The sequence below is a fragment of the Flagellimonas beolgyonensis genome (assembly GCF_003992615.1).
Taxonomy (GTDB): Bacteria; Bacteroidota; Bacteroidia; order Flavobacteriales; family Flavobacteriaceae; genus Flagellimonas; species Flagellimonas beolgyonensis.
Genome location: NZ_RZMY01000013.1, coordinates 138,549 through 154,424, shown reverse-complemented (window position 1 = coordinate 154,424; position 15,876 = coordinate 138,549). Strand labels below are relative to the sequence as shown.

The 15,876-nt window shown below is 44.0% G+C and carries 12 protein-coding genes; 9 read left to right on the top strand and 3 right to left on the bottom strand.

Annotated elements, in window-relative coordinates:
- Positions 1 to 25: 25 nt before the first annotated feature.
- Together EO131_RS07440 and EO131_RS07435 are read right to left on the bottom strand one after the other, a co-directional pair.
- Positions 26 to 2,092 (bottom strand): DUF3857 domain-containing transglutaminase family protein, encoded by a 2,067-nt coding sequence (locus EO131_RS07440; RefSeq protein ID WP_127020452.1) that lies wholly within the window; start codon positions 2,090 to 2,092, stop codon positions 26 to 28.
- 181 nt (positions 2,093 to 2,273) lie between these two features.
- Positions 2,274 to 4,469, bottom strand: coding sequence for a transferrin receptor-like dimerization domain-containing protein (locus EO131_RS07435; protein WP_127020450.1), 2,196 nt, complete (start codon positions 4,467 to 4,469; stop codon positions 2,274 to 2,276).
- A 131-nt stretch (positions 4,470 to 4,600) separates the two neighbouring features.
- Here EO131_RS07435 and EO131_RS07430 point away from each other — a divergent pair, with 131 nt between their 5' ends.
- From EO131_RS07430 to EO131_RS07400, 7 genes are all read left to right on the top strand, one after another.
- Positions 4,601 to 5,224 carry a YdeI/OmpD-associated family protein gene (locus EO131_RS07430; RefSeq protein ID WP_127020447.1) on the top strand — a complete coding sequence of 208 codons (624 nt, stop codon included), beginning with the start codon at positions 4,601 to 4,603 and terminating at the stop codon, positions 5,222 to 5,224.
- 474 nt (positions 5,225 to 5,698) lie between these two features.
- On the top strand, positions 5,699 to 6,073 hold the full coding sequence (locus tag EO131_RS07425; RefSeq protein WP_127020445.1) for a group I truncated hemoglobin: 375 nt from the start codon (positions 5,699 to 5,701) through the stop codon (positions 6,071 to 6,073).
- A gap of 87 nt (positions 6,074 to 6,160) precedes the next feature.
- Positions 6,161 to 7,438, top strand: coding sequence for an aminotransferase class V-fold PLP-dependent enzyme (locus EO131_RS07420; RefSeq protein WP_127020443.1), 1,278 nt, complete (start codon positions 6,161 to 6,163; stop codon positions 7,436 to 7,438).
- 129 nt (positions 7,439 to 7,567) lie between these two features.
- Positions 7,568 to 8,068 carry a hypothetical protein gene (locus EO131_RS07415; protein ID WP_127020441.1) on the top strand — a complete coding sequence of 167 codons (501 nt, stop codon included), beginning with the start codon at positions 7,568 to 7,570 and terminating at the stop codon, positions 8,066 to 8,068.
- A 188-nt stretch (positions 8,069 to 8,256) separates the two neighbouring features.
- Entirely contained in the window at positions 8,257 to 9,954 is a 1,698-nt protein-coding gene (locus EO131_RS07410; RefSeq protein WP_127020439.1) for a leucine-rich repeat domain-containing protein, read from the top strand.
- Between the two features lie 361 nt (positions 9,955 to 10,315).
- Positions 10,316 to 11,095, top strand: a complete 780-nt coding sequence (locus EO131_RS07405; RefSeq protein WP_127020437.1) for an SOS response-associated peptidase — start codon at positions 10,316 to 10,318, stop codon at positions 11,093 to 11,095.
- 128 nt (positions 11,096 to 11,223) lie between these two features.
- Complete coding sequence (locus tag EO131_RS07400) at positions 11,224 to 11,799, top strand: YkgJ family cysteine cluster protein (RefSeq protein ID WP_313790030.1); 576 nt, start codon at positions 11,224 to 11,226, stop codon at positions 11,797 to 11,799.
- Positions 11,800 to 11,813: 14 nt separating this feature from the next.
- Here the strand turns inward: EO131_RS07400 and EO131_RS07395 are convergent, their stop codons facing one another.
- On the bottom strand, positions 11,814 to 13,880 hold the full coding sequence (locus EO131_RS07395; protein ID WP_127020433.1) for a helix-turn-helix domain-containing protein: 2,067 nt from the start codon (positions 13,878 to 13,880) through the stop codon (positions 11,814 to 11,816).
- A 224-nt stretch (positions 13,881 to 14,104) separates the two neighbouring features.
- Here EO131_RS07395 and EO131_RS07390 point away from each other — a divergent pair, with 224 nt between their 5' ends.
- Both EO131_RS07390 and EO131_RS07385 read left to right on the top strand, forming a co-directional pair.
- Positions 14,105 to 14,692, top strand: a complete 588-nt coding sequence (locus EO131_RS07390) for an ankyrin repeat domain-containing protein (protein ID WP_127020431.1) — start codon at positions 14,105 to 14,107, stop codon at positions 14,690 to 14,692.
- A 19-nt stretch (positions 14,693 to 14,711) separates the two neighbouring features.
- Positions 14,712 to 15,806 carry an acyltransferase family protein gene (locus tag EO131_RS07385; protein ID WP_127020429.1) on the top strand — a complete coding sequence of 365 codons (1,095 nt, stop codon included), beginning with the start codon at positions 14,712 to 14,714 and terminating at the stop codon, positions 15,804 to 15,806.
- Positions 15,807 to 15,876 lie beyond the last annotated feature (70 nt).

Sequence of the window (15,876 nt, the reverse complement as noted above, 5' to 3'; positions counted from 1 at the left end):
AACATATTCTTATAGGCGAAGGTTGTTAAACGTTTTGTCGCCTTCTGTATCGAAGTACCAAAAGGATGACAATGGCAACCAATGCGATGGGAAGTCCAATCAAAAGTCCAATGCCCAATACACTCCCAATAGTATAGCCAATGGAATAGTTTGAGGTCGTGAAGCCCTTGTTTTTATTGATGTAGATGAGATATCCTAATTTCTGGTCCAATTGCACCATGTCTTTGTAGTAAGTATCGAAGCCAGCAACCGGTACATGGTCTTCTTGGTGTTTAAAGTAGTAATCCAAATCAATTATTTTTTCAGAGGCATTGAATTTGGAATTGAAATCATAATAAAAGTAATCAGAGTTAATGGTAAAGTTTTCGGGTTGAATCCTTATGGCGTCTGCCAATTTTATCTTTATATGTTCCTTACGAACCAAGGGATAACTAAGGGCATAGGGAGTCAATCTTTCCAATTGGGTAGGCATGCTCAAATTTGAGATAAGTCCGGTTGGGAAAATCGTTAAGTTGATGTTTTCGGGGTTTTCGGTGGATGGGCTCCAAATGGAATCCAATTTGTACCGTTCCAATAGAAGGAATTCATTTTTTAGTGTATCATCTTCAATGGTAGGTGGTGCCAACGAATGAATTTTCCCGTAGTTTTCTGTATAATGGGACATTAATTCCTTTGCAATAAGGTCTTTACTGTTGTTACGGAATATGGAACGCATAAAATCGGCTTCCCCTTCATGGTAATGTGTTCGTACCTCAAGTTCGGCACCCTTACCATCCTTTTCCAAAGTAAAGGTCTTGAAGGTTTCAATCATGTTGTTCCGAAAATCTGTAATGGTGTCCAAAGAAGACATGTTTTGATCTAAGACCAGTCCGTATCTATAATCTGGCAGATAAGTATTGGCATAGGTGCCTCCCTGATCGGTTAGTGTGGGGTCAAACCATAAGATTGTACCTTTTTTATCCACAACTTTTACAATACAATGGTCAAACAATTTGGATGAAGGGGTAAGCTCTGGCAGAACCTGCTTTAATGTAGTGTTTACCAAGGTTGGATAAGCTTCAATGTCCAAGTGGTTTAGTATGGTCGCAAAAAGAACACTTTTGTCTTTACAATCGCCAAAACGCTGTTCGATCACCTCATTGGGCGGATTTGGCTTATAGCCACCAATTCCCGAGGAAATCGCAAGGTATCTTATTTCATTTTGAACAAAGTCCAAGGCTGATTTGATACGCTCGCCTTCAGTTTTGTGTTTGGTTTCAATGTTGGAGATTACCTGTTGAAGTTCCTCATTCAAGGGTTCCTCAAATGTGAAAATATTGTGCCCCCAATCAATTACATCGGCCCATGTCTCGTATTCGGTTACCAAAATGGTTTCATATGGAATAAACCAAGCAGGTGTGTTTTCTTCTAGCAATAGGGCTGGAACGTTTTCTTTGGCCCATTCGTAATGGTGGATTCCACCATTTACAGTATGTTTAGCCTCCAAATCGGTATTTAGTAGTTTGTAACGAAGTGGTGTCTTGGTAAGGATATGGGCAGAAATCCTATCTATTGGCTGGGTAGAATTCAATACAAAACTGGTGGAAAACTTATCTTTTTGGATAGGGTTGAATCCTTTGATACTGAAGCTGTACACAACAATGTCACCGATTCTAACATCAGGAATGTTTACGAAGGCAGATACGGAACCGTCGTAAATGTAACTCTCGGCATTGGTTTCCCGTCTGGCTGTTTGAATATCTTGAGACTTGAGCCTATTTATGGTCTCTCCATTTCTAATTACGTCTATACGATGAAATCGTAACTGCTGATAACTTGGGTCATAATCCGCAACTACGCTTGAAATATTTTGGATTCCACTGTACTCAACGGCCTTGGAAACACTTTTAATATAAACCTCCTCTCGGTCCACATGTACTTGCTCGGTGTATAATAACACGTGGGCACCTCCGTAAAGTCCATCTTCTGGAGGTACGGCCTTTGGGTTATGGTTCTCCTCTAGAATCCAAGATGGTTCTTCTGTAATTGAAACTTGACTGTAGGTACTAGAAATACTAACTATAAGTAGGATAAGGGTTTGAAGTTTGTGCATTTGGCAAGATTGGTAATTAATACTCTTCTAAAATAGCAAACAAATGGCAATTTGTGGTACTCTTTGAATCTGGAAAAGGTAATCCATGCTCGCGGGAAAAACAAAAATGGGTCTGGGCATAAAAAAACCGCCCTTCCTGACATTTTCAAAAAGGGCGGTCTGCATTTTAAAAAACGGGCACTTACTTTGTAAGGCCAATCAATTTTTGAACTTCGGCATCAAAGTTTTTCAGGGTGGTGGCCAAGACCCCGATCTGTTCCTGTGCTTCTTTCCATTCTTTCTGCTCGATGGCCTCGCGCACGCCTGGAAGTGTTTTTACCCCATACCCGGTGTAAAATCCGGGGGCATAGATCTGGTGCTTGAACCAGTCCCTGCGGGGAAGTCCTTTATCTTGTAGCAATACCTGCTCCATACCCATCAAGGCTTGGTTCAACTGCGCCTTTTTGGCAGCGGATAAGCCCATAAGGTCGGCCTTGGCATAGGTGTCGATGCTCTTTTTCAGGTCGGCGATCACGTTCTGCAAGGGCGAGAAATCCAAATAGGGGATTTCGGCTTCCATTTTCGCAGGTGCTACCGGTTTTTTGGGATCCATAGTGAGTTGGTACACATCCTTCTGCACCAGTTTGTTGTGTTTTTCCACCTCGGAGCGCATGCTTTCCAAGGTTTTCGTTACCTCGCCCAAATAGCCGTCGACCGTGGAATGCCACTGGGTAAGCTCGAACGGCAATACCTCGGCATTCGCCAAACGCAGGGTGATCAGTCCGGCCGTGTTGGCCAGGGCCACCCCGTATTGGAATCCGGGATCTTTGAAGCGGGTATAGTGGGTATAGGTATCGTAAATGGTGTGGTATTCCCCACCGGATCCTTCGCCACCATAGCCGAGGTTCAGCGAAGCAATGCCGCTGTGCTGGATGAAGGGGGTGTAATCCGACCCCGAACCCAGGGCAGATAGTTTAAAGGAGCCATCGCCACCACGAACGGTGTTGGCCGCCATGCGACGTTCTGCCACGGAGACTCCTTTTTGGGGATCTACTACGGTGTTTGCCACTTGGGTGACCATGGCTTGCAGGGAGTGGGAGCCACCGGCACCGAGATACCCACGGCTGTTCCCATCCGTATTGATGTAGGCCACCACTTTTTGTTGCAGTTCGGCTCTATGGTCTTCCACCCATTCGGTGGAACCGATGAGTCCGGGCTCTTCGGCATCCCAAGCGCAGTACACTAGGGTACGCTTTGGCTTTTGACCTTTTTTGGCGAGGTTGCCGATCACACGGGCCTCTTCCATCAGGGCCACCATGCCACTGATCGGGTCACTGGCACCATGTACCCACGCGTCGTGGTGGTTGCCGCGCATCACCCATTGATCGGGAAATTCCGAACCTTTTAGGGTGGCGATAAGGTTGTGGGCCGGTTTCAGTTGCCAATCGAATTCGAGTTTCAGGTGAACCTTGGCAGGACCGGGACCAATGTGGTAGGTGATGGGCAGTCCACCTCTCCACGAAGCAGGTGCCACGGGACCTTCCAACGCTTCCAGCAACGGCTGTGCGTCTTCATAGGAAATCGGCAATACGGGTATTTTGGTAATGGTGGGGGCATCCTCGCGGTTCAATCGCTTGGCATCCTTGGTGGCGGCATAGCCAGGTGTCAATACGTCTCCGGGGTAGAGCGGCATGTCCATTACGGAACCGCGCTGTACGCCCGTTTTGTTTTTGAAGGGTCCTTTGGGGTATACATCGCCCTGATAATACCCATCATCCATAGGGTCGGAATAAATGATACAGCCAATGGCGCCCTTTTCGGCAGCCAACTTGGGTTTGATGCCCCTCCAAGAGCCTTGGTATTTGGCGATCACGATTTTTCCTGTTACATCGATGCCCAATTTTTCGAGCTCCTCATAATCGCTGGGGATGCCGTAGTTTACAAAAACCAGTTCGGCCTCCACATCGCCATCGGTGGAAAAGGCATTGTAGCTGGGCAATAGTTTGTCACCCTGCGCAGTGTAGGGGTCACCATCCACGGGAATGGCCTCCAAGGAAGCCGTGTACTTGTTGGGGGCGGTGAGTTCCAATAAACGCACTTTAGGGTAGGGGAACAGCACATGGTAGGTATCGATACGGGTATCGTATCCCCACGACTTGAACTGTTTTTCCATCCATTTTACGTTTTCCTCGCCATAAGCGGTGCCCACCCAATGGGGTTCGGCGGCCATGCGCTTCATCCATTGGTCGAGGTTGTCGGAGGAAAGTTGTTTTTCGAATTCCGCTTCGAGCTGTAGTTCCGCTTCCGAAGCTTTTTTACTGAACCCAATGATGTTTTCTTGGGCCGAGAGACTGAGTACTCCCAATAACAGGAGCAGGGTAAGAAATTTAGTTTTCATGGTTTTGAATTAGCTCTTAAATTTAAGGGATTGTTTAATGTTATTGAAACAAAAAGGGGAGAAGTAACCGTGAATCTTCAACAAATTTGCATTTTCTTTGAAAAAGCGCTTGTATATCTAACCATCATAAAATGAACCCAGAAGTTGATGCTTATTTAATGGAAGGCTGTGGACGCTGCCCCTTGGGCGGGACCCCCGATTGCAAGGTACACCGTTGGACGGAGGAATTGAAGCTGTTGCGCAGCATTATGCTGGAGGCTGGCCTTACCGAGGAAATAAAGTGGAGCGTGCCCAATTATACCCACAAAAAACGGAATGTGGCCATGGTGGCCGCTTTTAAGGAGTATTGCTCCCTCAGTTTTTTTAAAGGGGCCTTGTTGAAAGATGAGTTGGGTATTTTGGAAAAACCGGGCGAAAACACCCAAGCGGGCAGGGTGGTGAAGTTTACCGATACAGCCCGTATCTTGGAGTTGAAGGATGCCCTTCGAGCGTTGGTGTTCGACGCCATTGCCGTTCAGGAATCCGGAAAAAAGGTACAATTCAAAAAAATTGAGGAATATGAGGTACCTGAAGAATTCCAGCAACGATTGGCCGCTGATCCCGATCTGAAAACGGCTTTTGAAGCATTGAGCCCCGGTAGACAAAAAGGCTATTTGTTGTATTTTGCAGGAGCCAAGCAATCGAAGACACGTGAGGCGCGCATCGACAAATACATCCCCAAGATCATGCAGGGATTGGGGTTTCATGACAGATGAACTGGTCGGTAGTTAGTGGTCGGTAGTTAGTGGGCAGTAGTCAGTAGTCAGTAGGCAGTGGTCAGTAGGCAGTGGTCAGTAGGCAGTAGGCAGTAGGCAGTTGTCAGTGGTCAGTGGTCAGTGGTCATATATTTTAAGCAACATGAATAACCGTCAACCAAAAACGATTAACCATCAACCAACAACCAACAACCAACAACCAACAACCAACAACCATCAACCACAATCGACAATTCCTAAAATTCAATTTAATTTTTTGTTGCATTTATTTTAACTACATTTACCAATAACCTATTGAAAATCAATTAGGTTCATTCATTCTTTGAGCAACCGACCATTAAATGGTTGTAGTGGCACCAATCGTTGACCAATTTTCCTAGCCAATTTTCTGATTCGTCTAAAGGTTATTGAAGCAAAAGTTCGACCTCTTGACCAATGGAACATCCAATTATACGCAACAAATAAAACTAATATATGGAACGCACACTTTTTGAACGACTTGGAGGTAGGGAAGGTATTTCTGCCATTGTGGATACCACAATAAACAACCATATGGAAAACCCTGCGGTAAATGCAAGGTTTCTCCCTTTAAAAGACCAAACGGAACGACTTAAAATTATCAAAGAACATACGATTGATTTTTTTAGTGCAGGTAGCGGTGGACCGGCGCATTATACCGGGTTGGATATGGTAACTGCCCACACGGGAATGAACATCAGTCCGGGTGAATATTACCATGTTGTGGATGATATTATGAAGGCATTGGACGATAATAGCGTGGATGAAGATTCTAAAAAGGATGTCCTGTCTGTTTTATGGTCTTTAAAAGGTATGATCGTTTCAAAATAAGCAAAAACTTCACAAATGCTTTCATGTATTGAAACGGTTTTTTTTTCGGGGAATGTTTAACTTTAGAGGCAACCAACCTTAAATCACATGTCTCAACGTAGAAAGTTTCTAAAACAAGGCGCAGCGGCCATGATGTCCTTGCCCTTGTTGTCCTTCGATTCCAAAAAAGATAGGTCTCTTGACCCGCTGAAACATGCAGCAGCCAAAGATGATGCTTATTGGAGCATGGTCCGCAAGCAATTTCCATTGAAGGAGGGTCAGACGTATTTTAACAATGGTACCATGGGCCCAACCTCGGGCTATGTGCTGGACAAGATGTTCGACCACATGATGCATTGGAATGTGGAGGCCGCTACGGTGGATTACAAGGACGGTTCTGGTCCGGAACTGTTGACGGGTTACTTTCCGTATGAGGAGCTGCGCACCAAGTTGGCGAAGATCATCAACTGTGATTTTAAAGAAATCTCCTTGACCCAAAATGCCACCTTTGGCATGAACTACGTGGGCATGGGCCTTGACCTGAAAAAAGGGGATGAACTCCTCAACACCAATCAGGAACATGGTGGTGGATTCGGGGCTTGGCAGGTATTGGCCAAACGCAAGGGCTGTGTGTACAAACAGGCGACGATGCCGGAACCGGCAAATGATCCGCAAGAAGTGGTGGATGCCATTTTTAAAGAGGTGACGCCAAAGACCAAGGTGATTGCCATTCCACATATCATTTCGGGTTTTGGAACAGTGATGCCAGTGAAAGCCATCTGCACCGAAGCCAAAAAGCGGGGCATTTTCACCATTTTGGATGGGGCGCAATGCGTGGGCCACGTACATGTGGATGTGAAGGACATCGGTTGCGATGCCTATTATTCCAGTTTGCACAAATGGTTGTTGGCCCCTGCAGGGAGTGGGTTGTTGTTCATCAATAAAGACGTGGTGGGCGATATTTGGACCACCATTGCCAGTTACAATTGGGACAATCAGGACGATCATGGGTTCCGGTTAATGCAAAACGGTACGGGCAACGCTGGACTTTTGGCCGGGTACGATGCCGCGGTGGACTTTTTCAATACCATTGGCGCCGAGGCTTGGATCGGCCGCATCAAGGAACTGGGCATGCACTTACGGGATGGGCTCAAACAAATGAAACACGTCACCATCTATTCCTCCACCAATGAGGACATGGCAGCAGGAATCACCACGTATGGGGTAGCAGGGATGTCAGGCCCCGAACTGCAAAAATACATGTGGGAAAAGGAACGCCTGCAACCCCGTTCGGTGGGTAGTGAAATGCTGCGTCATTCAGTGCATATCTATAATTCCAAGGAAGAAATTGATAGGGCGTTGAATTTGATAGAGGAGTTGGGGTAGCTTTTAAGTTATAAGTTGAAAATTGAAAGTTTTAAGTTAAAGTTAAAGGGTGAAAGGTGTAAGGTATAAGGTGTAAGGAAATCTAAAGTGAAAAACGCTATTAACAGATTAGAATTGAAAATGAACTGTATGAAGATTGGTGTGAGTTTAACAGTATTATTTTTTGCGGTATTGACCTATGCACAGGATAACCCCGTTTTTCAGGATGCCAACGCACTGGTGCGTGAGACGCAACGAGTTATATCAGTAATACCGGGACAAAAAATAGATACGGCCTATTTTCGGACCCTGTTCTTGCCAACGGCCCATTTTAGTGTAGTGGGTCAGGAGAATGGGGAATATATGCAGGAGACCATGAGCCTGGATGAATTCTTACTAACCTTAACGGACGACTACTATACCATGGGTTATCATGAGGAGGGGATGGGAGAAATTGTTGAGGAATACAACGGCATGGCGCAGGTGATTCAAAGTTTTGAAGGGAAAGACTCTGAAGGTGAAACAGGAAAAGGGGTGGGAAGTTACCAATTGATCTATGCCAACGGGCGATGGTGGATTGCCAATATGGTATGGACCATGAGTGCCAATGACGGCAAGGATATTCCTGCGAAGTATTTAAGAAATAAATAACTACAATAAGATAGGAAACGCACTTAACGGTGCTTCCTTTTATATTGTATTAGAAGGTTTGGAAAGTTAAGACTGTTTTGTCGGAAAATTTGACCTATTATAGTAATCATGTAAGTTTTTTATTTCTATTTCTTATTTTTAACATTACATCGAAATACATATAATTTAACAAACTTAATTATCTATTTATGAGAAAAGCATTTGCTTTTCTTTTCTTTTTAAGCATTTTTATTTCTTGCTCGAAAAGTGAAGGAACTTTAACCCCAAACATTCCAGAAACCCCACGTGCCGTAGAGCAAGGGATACAATCTTTTAGTATTACCAACAAAGAGATTACTTCCAAGAGATCAACCGATTTAGCAGCAAAGGAATTTATACCGGCCTATGTTTTTGTAAGTATAGAGACCAGTGAGGGCAGTACAGTATTGGGTAGACAAAAGATTGATGTTGTTGAACAGGGAGGTGATTTTGTTACAGAAGAAATAAAGTTGGACCCCGGAGCTTACAAATTAACGGAGTTTATTGTAGTGGATTCTGATGATACTGTGATTTCCCTAGTGCCAAAAGCCAATTCAGCTTTATCTCAGTTTAGTGGAACTTCATTGCCATATAATTTTACGGTTAAAGAAGCGGATTCAAATAATACACCTATTGAAAATATTGAAGCTGCAGGCTTTTCTTGGGTAGAATTTGGATATGAGGAAGATGACCTTATTTTTTCTGTAGCCGAAGAATTTTTTACGTTAACCGTTGATGATTCAGAAAGCATAACAACAAAAATAATTTCCTTGAAATCGCTGACAGGTTCAACGTATCAAATTGATTGGGGCGATGGCACTATTGAAGAATATGTATCGAACCAAAGTGAAGTTACTGAAAATCAAGAGATAACCCACAAATATGAACAAAACGGTATTTATGGGATAAAAATTATTGGAGCTATTAAGGTTTTGACTAATGTGATTTTAAAGAGTGTATCTGAAGATGATTATTACACTAATCTGGTTTCTGTTGATTTGAATAATCTGACTATGCTCAAAGAATTTGGGGCGTATGGGGGACAGCTCTCTTCAATTGATATTACTCAAAACAATTTACTAGAGGTAATTTGGTTAGGACATCACAAAATTTCCAGTATTGATGTTACCAAAAACACAAAACTGAAGGCAATGCATTTTAATGATAATGAATTGACAAGTTTGGATGTTTCCCAAAATTTGGAATTGGAGACATTGCTTGTTGGGAATAATCTACTTTCCAATTTGGATGTTACAAACAATACTAAATTAAATACTTTGATTGCATACGGAAATGCATTGACTCAAATTGATATTAGTTCCAACTTGGAATTGGAACAGTTAGGATTACATCTTAATGACTTGTCTGCGTTGGATGTTACAAATAATGTCAAATTAGTTTATCTTAATATTGGGTCAAACAATATTTCTGAAATCGATTTTTTGAATAATGTAAGTCTTGTTTTTCTTGAGTTATATGATAATCAAATCAGTACTATTGACGTTTCAAATAGCCCAGAATTATTTAGTTTGTTTGTTAAAGATAATTTGATAGATGAAATAGATTTATCCAATAATTTAAAATTGGAATCCCTAAGTATTCAAAACAATAATTTAAGTGATTTGAATTTGTCCAACAACACCCTAATATCATTGCTTCATATTGGCTTGAATCAATTTACGGAAAGTAAATTAGATCAAATAATTTCAGGTGTTTACGATAATACTGTTATTAATTCCATCACAGGAGGAAATATAGACTTTCAATATAATCCTGGTACGGAATTAATCGACCAGACGACCGTTGATAAAGTAAATGAGTTGAGAGAGTCCTATGGATGGTTGGTTAACAACAATCTTTATCCTTAAGAAAGATGTTACCATTTTTTCTTTAACCAATGAGGACATGGCAGCGGGCATTGCCACATACGGCCTAGCTGGGATGTCAGGGCCGGAATTGCAGAAATATATGGGAAAAGGAACGCTTGCAACCCCGTTCGGTGGGTAGTGAAATGCTGCGTCATTCAGTGCATATCTATAATTCCAAGGAAGAAATTGATAGGGCGTTGGCGCTGTTCGAAGGGCTGGGGTAGCTTTTAAGTAATAAGTTGAAAATTGAAAGTTTTAAGTTAAAGGTAAAAGGTAAAAGTTAAAGGTTAAAGGTTAAAGGTGAGGGTGAAAGTAAATGGGTAATTAATAATAAAGTGTAATTAGAAAACAACCTCAAACGATGTGCTATTCCACGCGCCAGACACGGAAGAAATCGGAGTTGTCCAAGATCTTTGATGCAGTTCCCTTGGAGGGGACACAGGAGGAATTGGAACTCATTTATTTTCATGCCAACGGATGGTCACATCCCGTAATGTGGATGATTCCCCAAGAAGATCCTGGTAAACTGGTAGCGGCGCGTTGGGGGATTATGCCATCAACTGAACCACAGCATAATTACGAAGCCTATTTTAAGCAAAACTTGAAATCTTTTGGCGGACTCAATGCCCAGAGTGAGAAGCTGTTCGGTTATTATGCGCAGCATTACCAACCGTTGCAAAAGCGGTGCATTGTTCCGGTGGACGGCTTTTTTGAACCCCACAACACCCATGTAAAGGTTAAGGGAAAGGAGTTTAAGGTACCCTTTTACATTCATCGCAAGAACAACGATCCCATTTATTTGGCCGGTATCTATTCCACCAATGCGGATGGCCGGAATACCTTCACTTTATTGACCCGACAGGCCTTGCCCAAAGAGGATGCCTTACTTTACAAAATCCACAATAAAGAGCCCCAAACCGAACGTCGGAGACCGGTCATCCTAAAGGATGAAGATGTGGAATCGTGGTTACACCAGGGTAATACCGCTTACGATGTGTTGCGGATCATCAACGACGATCTTTGGGAAGGGGAACTCGAGGCCTACCCGGTCACCAAGGATTTATATTCCCGCACAGTGGACAGCAATCGGGAGGAGATAATCGAAAAGGTCCAATATAATGAGGTTTCCATTGCTTATTGATGCTGCTGCACAGGCCTTTTTCGCCCCAATTTCACCTAAAAATATTTGATAAGGAATTGCATTTGCGTGTCAAAATTTGACATACCTTCGAACAAAAATTTCTGACATTAGATCATAAAGTGCGATTGGTGGAACAGTTGTTCGGCCAATTGGAAAAGGAGAGCGCCCAATTTCAGCAGACATCAGGTCTGGGTTGTGTCTCAGGCTGTGGAAAATGCTGTTCCTATCCCCATATCGAGGCCTCACCCTTGGAGTTTTTGCCCTGGGCATTCCATCTTTTTTTAATAGGTGAAGCGGAACAGATGTTGGATACCCTGAACAGTAACCCTCGTTCCCATTGTTTTTTGTTCCAACCCTTATCGGTGGAAGGTCATGGTCATTGTGGCAGCTACCCCTACCGTGGATTGATCTGCAGGTTGTTTGGTTTTGGCGCCACGAGGGACAAGTACGGCAGTTTGCGATTGGCCACTTGCAAGATCATTAGGGAGGGACAGGCCGAAAACTATAAAACGGTTTCGGAAGCCATTGCTCAAGGGTTGTATGTGCCCGTGTTCACGGATTATTACATGCAATTGAACCAGATTGACTATCAACTGGGCAGTAAGATCGTCCCGGTGAACAAAGCATTGAAACTGGCCTTGGAAGAGGTATTGCAGTACTATTCGTACCGCCCCTTGCCCGATGCGGACATCCAATGTGTTTAAAACGAAGCAAAGGTTTAGAGTAACCCTTTTTCCTCAAGGGTTTTCTTTAACCGATCATGGTTTTCCCAAAACCGCTCTTCGATTTTTTGCATAACGGCCTTATATTCTGGGTGGACTTCGAGGGGTTGTAAAGCGGGATCCAATTTCATGAACAAGATGATCCAGTACTGAAAATGGTTTTTGGTGGAAAACTTCTTCAATTCGGCAATGGCTTGGTCCAGTTTGCCCTCGTGGGCATATTTTACCGCCATACTCGCCGGTTGATAGATGGATTGGTCGTTTTCGCAGTATTCAGTATACGAGGTAAATAGCCTATCCGCTTCTTCCTGGAATCCCATTTGTTCAAAGGTGACGCCAATTTTAATATCCTCTTGGGGGTAAATGTACAATCCTTGGGTCCTTCGGATGTCATCAAAAGCCTTGTAGTAGGGGTAGGCACTGTCGAATTCTTTTTGAAAGTAATGCAACTTGGCCACTTCCTGTAATATATCAAGCCGCGTGGAATCCTTTTGCAGTTCGGCTTTCACCAATTTCAAGGTTTGCTCGATGTCCTTGTCCCGAGCATACAGAATATAGGCCCTTAGGTAGGGTGCATAATAGTTATCGGGATAGTAGGCACTGGACTTTTGGATGTAGGTCAAGGCTTCCTCGGTAAACCCCGACTGAATCAAGGCATTGCTCAGGTGCAGGTAGATATAACTCTTTCCAATGGAATCGTTGCTGGCGATATCCAATTGAATGCCCTTTAGGGCATATTCCAAATATTTACCGGTATCGGGTAGGGAATTGGCGTAAAGGGAGGATAACATATTTACCACCCCCGATGCATTGGGATTGTACTCCAACGCTTTTTCCAAATGGGGGACTGCCAATCGGTACTCCCCAATGTGTTCGTAATACAAGGCCTTTGCAATCAAACTCTCGGTTAATTTGGAATCATGCAACAACGCCTTGTCGGCATAGTTGTTTATGGTTTCGGTATACTGTTTTTCCTTTTTGTACAGATCCAAATAATAGTAGGCTATCGCCAGATCGGCATAGGCCAATGCGAATTGTGGGTCTTCCCCAACCGCTTTTTCAAAAAACGGAATAGCCTCCAAAAGTCCTTCAATGGTTTGTCGATTAAAAGGTTCCTGGGCCTGAAGGAAATAATCGTAGGCCACGAGGTTATCCGTGGGTTTTTTATCGATTTGTTCCAACTCGGATGGGGTGATCTTGGCCTCGATGGCATCGGCGATCTTTTTGGCCACTTCGTTCTGAAGGGCAAATACATCCACCAACCCATAGGTATATTGTTCCCCCCACACTCGGGTATCTGTAGCTGCATCGATCAGTTGGATGTTCAACAGCACTTGATCGCCAATTTTTTGTCCACTGCCTTCCACTATGTAATTCACGTTGAGCTCAGATGCAATTTCCCCGATGTTTTTGTCGGAATGCCGGTACTTTTCCACCGAAGTACGACTGATGACGCGCAACTCTTCAATCTTTTGCAGGTTGCCCAACGAAGCTTCCATTAAACCGTTCACAAAATAGAGGTTGGTGGAATCGCTGCTCTCATTTTTGAAGGGCAAAACCGCAATGGATTTTTCCACTATCGCTTTTTCAGAAGGAATGGGAGTAGGGGAGTTGGGCATTAAAATATACCCCAACCCTAGAAGAACCAAGATGGCTGCCGCAACCAACGACCATTTATAGCGCTGCCCAACTGTGCGATTCTCGGCAATTTGTACGGACGGTTCAAAACCGGGTTTGTTCACTTCCCCGGGCGGATGGCCGTAGTGCTCACGAAAACATTTGATAAAATAGGAGGTGCTGCCAAAACCTACCCGATAGGATACTTCGGAAACGGTCAGGTCGGTTTCCTTGAGCAGTTCCATGGCCTCTTCCAATCGAATTTGTCGGATGAATTGGCTGGCCGAGAGCTGGGTCTGTTTTTTGCACTTGCGCAATAGGTTGGAGCGGCTCATGTGCATGGCCGCTGCCAATTCGGAAACCCCAAAGTGTTCGTTGTCCAGATTTTCCAGGACTATGGCCTTGGCCTGATCGGTAAATTTTAGCCCTTTGGGTTGTTCCGACATAGTGTTTTTAGGATTGGCAGGTGCGTTGCATTGCACAAATATAAGTGATTCATTTTCATGGCTAAAATGCATGTTTTGCCGCATAATTTATATCCCTGCACCATAATTTTCATCCCTTGTGCACCCCTTACATCCTTCGCAGCATAGGTGATTGGTCCTGCATCGGCCTTTACGGGAACTTTGTACTGTAAAATTTAATGTTCAACAAATCAAAATGTAAAGTCATGAGAAAATTTCAATTCAATTCCGTAAAAAAAGTAAGTTATGTAGTGTTGCTGGCAGCGGTAAGTTTAACAGCCTGTGGACAACAAAAAGAAAAGTCCGATGCAACCAGCACGGCCCAAACCGAGGTCAAGGCTCCAGATATGGCACTGCAGGCTGCCGTGGTCACCGGTAACCTTGATGTGGTAAAACAGCACATCGCAGCCGGAACCGACATCAACGAAAAGGATGCCCTGAGTGGTGCCACCCCCTTGATCACCGCAATCACCTTTGAGAAAAATGATATTGCACAGGCCCTTATCGATGCCGATGCCGATCTGTCCATCAAGAACAATGATGGTTCCACGGCACTGCATGTGGCCGCTTTTTTTTGTAGGGTAGAAGCGGTTCAGATGCTAATGGATGCCGGTGCCGACAAAACCGTTAAAAACAACTTTGGCGTAACGCCCAGAGAAACGGTAATGGGTCCATTTGAGAATATTAAACCCATTTATGAAATGATGCAACAACAATTGGCCCCGATCGGTTTAAATCTTGATATGGCCGAAGTGGAAAAGACCCGTCCCGTGGTTGCCATGATGTTGCAATAAATCCAAAAAACGAAAAGTCATGAAAACTGATAGACGACACGATATCGATTGGCTACGGGTGGTCACCATTGCATTGCTTTTGATCTATCATATCGCCATTATTTTTCAACCTTGGGCCATGTTCGTGGGTTTTGTGCGCAGCGAAAAACCTTTGGAAACGCTTTGGGTGCCCATGACCATGCTCAATGTGTGGCGGATCCCGATCCTGTTTTTTGTATCGGGTATGGGGCTCTACTTTGCGATGCGTAAACGTAACTGGAAACAGCTGATCGGGGAACGCTCCCGTCGTATTTTGGTGCCGTTTCTGATCGGTATTGTGGCCATAGCTCCCTTGCACATGTATCTGTTCCAGGCTTTTTATAAGCTGCCGTTCGGGTATTATCCACACATGGGACACCTATGGTTTTTAGGGAACATCTTCGCGTATGTTTTGTTGTTCCTGCCCATCTTCTATCTTTTGAAAAATAGGGAAGGGGGGAAGTTCAAAAAACTTTTGGACAAGGTGTTTTCCAATCCTATAGGACCGTTGTTGATCTCCCTGTTTTTTATGTTGGAAGCCTATTTGGTGAAACCACAGATCTATTCGCTGTATGCCGAGACCTGGCATGGGTTCTTTTTGGGTGCCCTGGCCTTCTTTTTCGGTTATCTGTTCGTGTACAGTGGTCCGCATTTTTGGGCGACCGTTAAAAAATGGAAGTGGGGCTATTTGACCCTGGCTTTTGGGTTGTATATCTTACGTTACGTAGCGTTCAACTTGGAGGCACCTGGGTATCTCATGGCGTTGGAATCCAATTGCTGGATTTTTGGGGTGTTCGGTCTTGGTTATACATATCTGAACAAACCCAGTAAGGTATTGGGATATTTGAGCCAGGCGGCCTATCCGGTGTACATCATCCATATGTTTGTAATGTATTTGGGTGCTTATTTGATCTTGCACATCCCCATACACCCCGTATGGCAATTTTTGGGGGTAACGGTGTTCACCTTCGCGGTTTGTTATCTTTTGTATGAATTTCTGATAAGAAGAATTTGGTTTTTACGACCCCTGTTTGGGTTAAAAGGGGAGCAGTCAACCTCAACCAAGACAAAGGTATTGGCCAGCGAATCCCAATAGTTGGCAATTGCCCCATATTGGATGTGGTTTCGGTATGGGGCATTTTTCATTACCTTATTGAGCTTAAAAT

Excerpts from the sequence above, each read along its gene's own strand:
- EO131_RS07440 (WP_127020452.1), bottom strand. The coding sequence starts at position 2,092 with ATGCACAAACTTCAAACCCTTATCCTACTTATAGTTAGTATTTCTAGT.
- EO131_RS07435 (WP_127020450.1), bottom strand. The coding sequence starts at position 4,469 with ATGAAAACTAAATTTCTTACCCTGCTCCTGTTATTGGGAGTACTCAGT.
- EO131_RS07430 (WP_127020447.1), top strand. The coding sequence starts at position 4,601 with ATGAACCCAGAAGTTGATGCTTATTTAATGGAAGGCTGTGGACGCTGC.
- EO131_RS07425 (WP_127020445.1), top strand. The coding sequence starts at position 5,699 with ATGGAACGCACACTTTTTGAACGACTTGGAGGTAGGGAAGGTATTTCT.
- EO131_RS07420 (WP_127020443.1), top strand. The coding sequence starts at position 6,161 with ATGTCTCAACGTAGAAAGTTTCTAAAACAAGGCGCAGCGGCCATGATG.
- EO131_RS07415 (WP_127020441.1), top strand. The coding sequence starts at position 7,568 with ATGAAGATTGGTGTGAGTTTAACAGTATTATTTTTTGCGGTATTGACC.
- EO131_RS07410 (WP_127020439.1), top strand. The coding sequence starts at position 8,257 with ATGAGAAAAGCATTTGCTTTTCTTTTCTTTTTAAGCATTTTTATTTCT.
- EO131_RS07405 (WP_127020437.1), top strand. The coding sequence starts at position 10,316 with ATGTGCTATTCCACGCGCCAGACACGGAAGAAATCGGAGTTGTCCAAG.
- EO131_RS07395 (WP_127020433.1), bottom strand. The coding sequence starts at position 13,880 with ATGTCGGAACAACCCAAAGGGCTAAAATTTACCGATCAGGCCAAGGCC.
- EO131_RS07390 (WP_127020431.1), top strand. The coding sequence starts at position 14,105 with ATGAGAAAATTTCAATTCAATTCCGTAAAAAAAGTAAGTTATGTAGTG.
- EO131_RS07385 (WP_127020429.1), top strand. The coding sequence starts at position 14,712 with ATGAAAACTGATAGACGACACGATATCGATTGGCTACGGGTGGTCACC.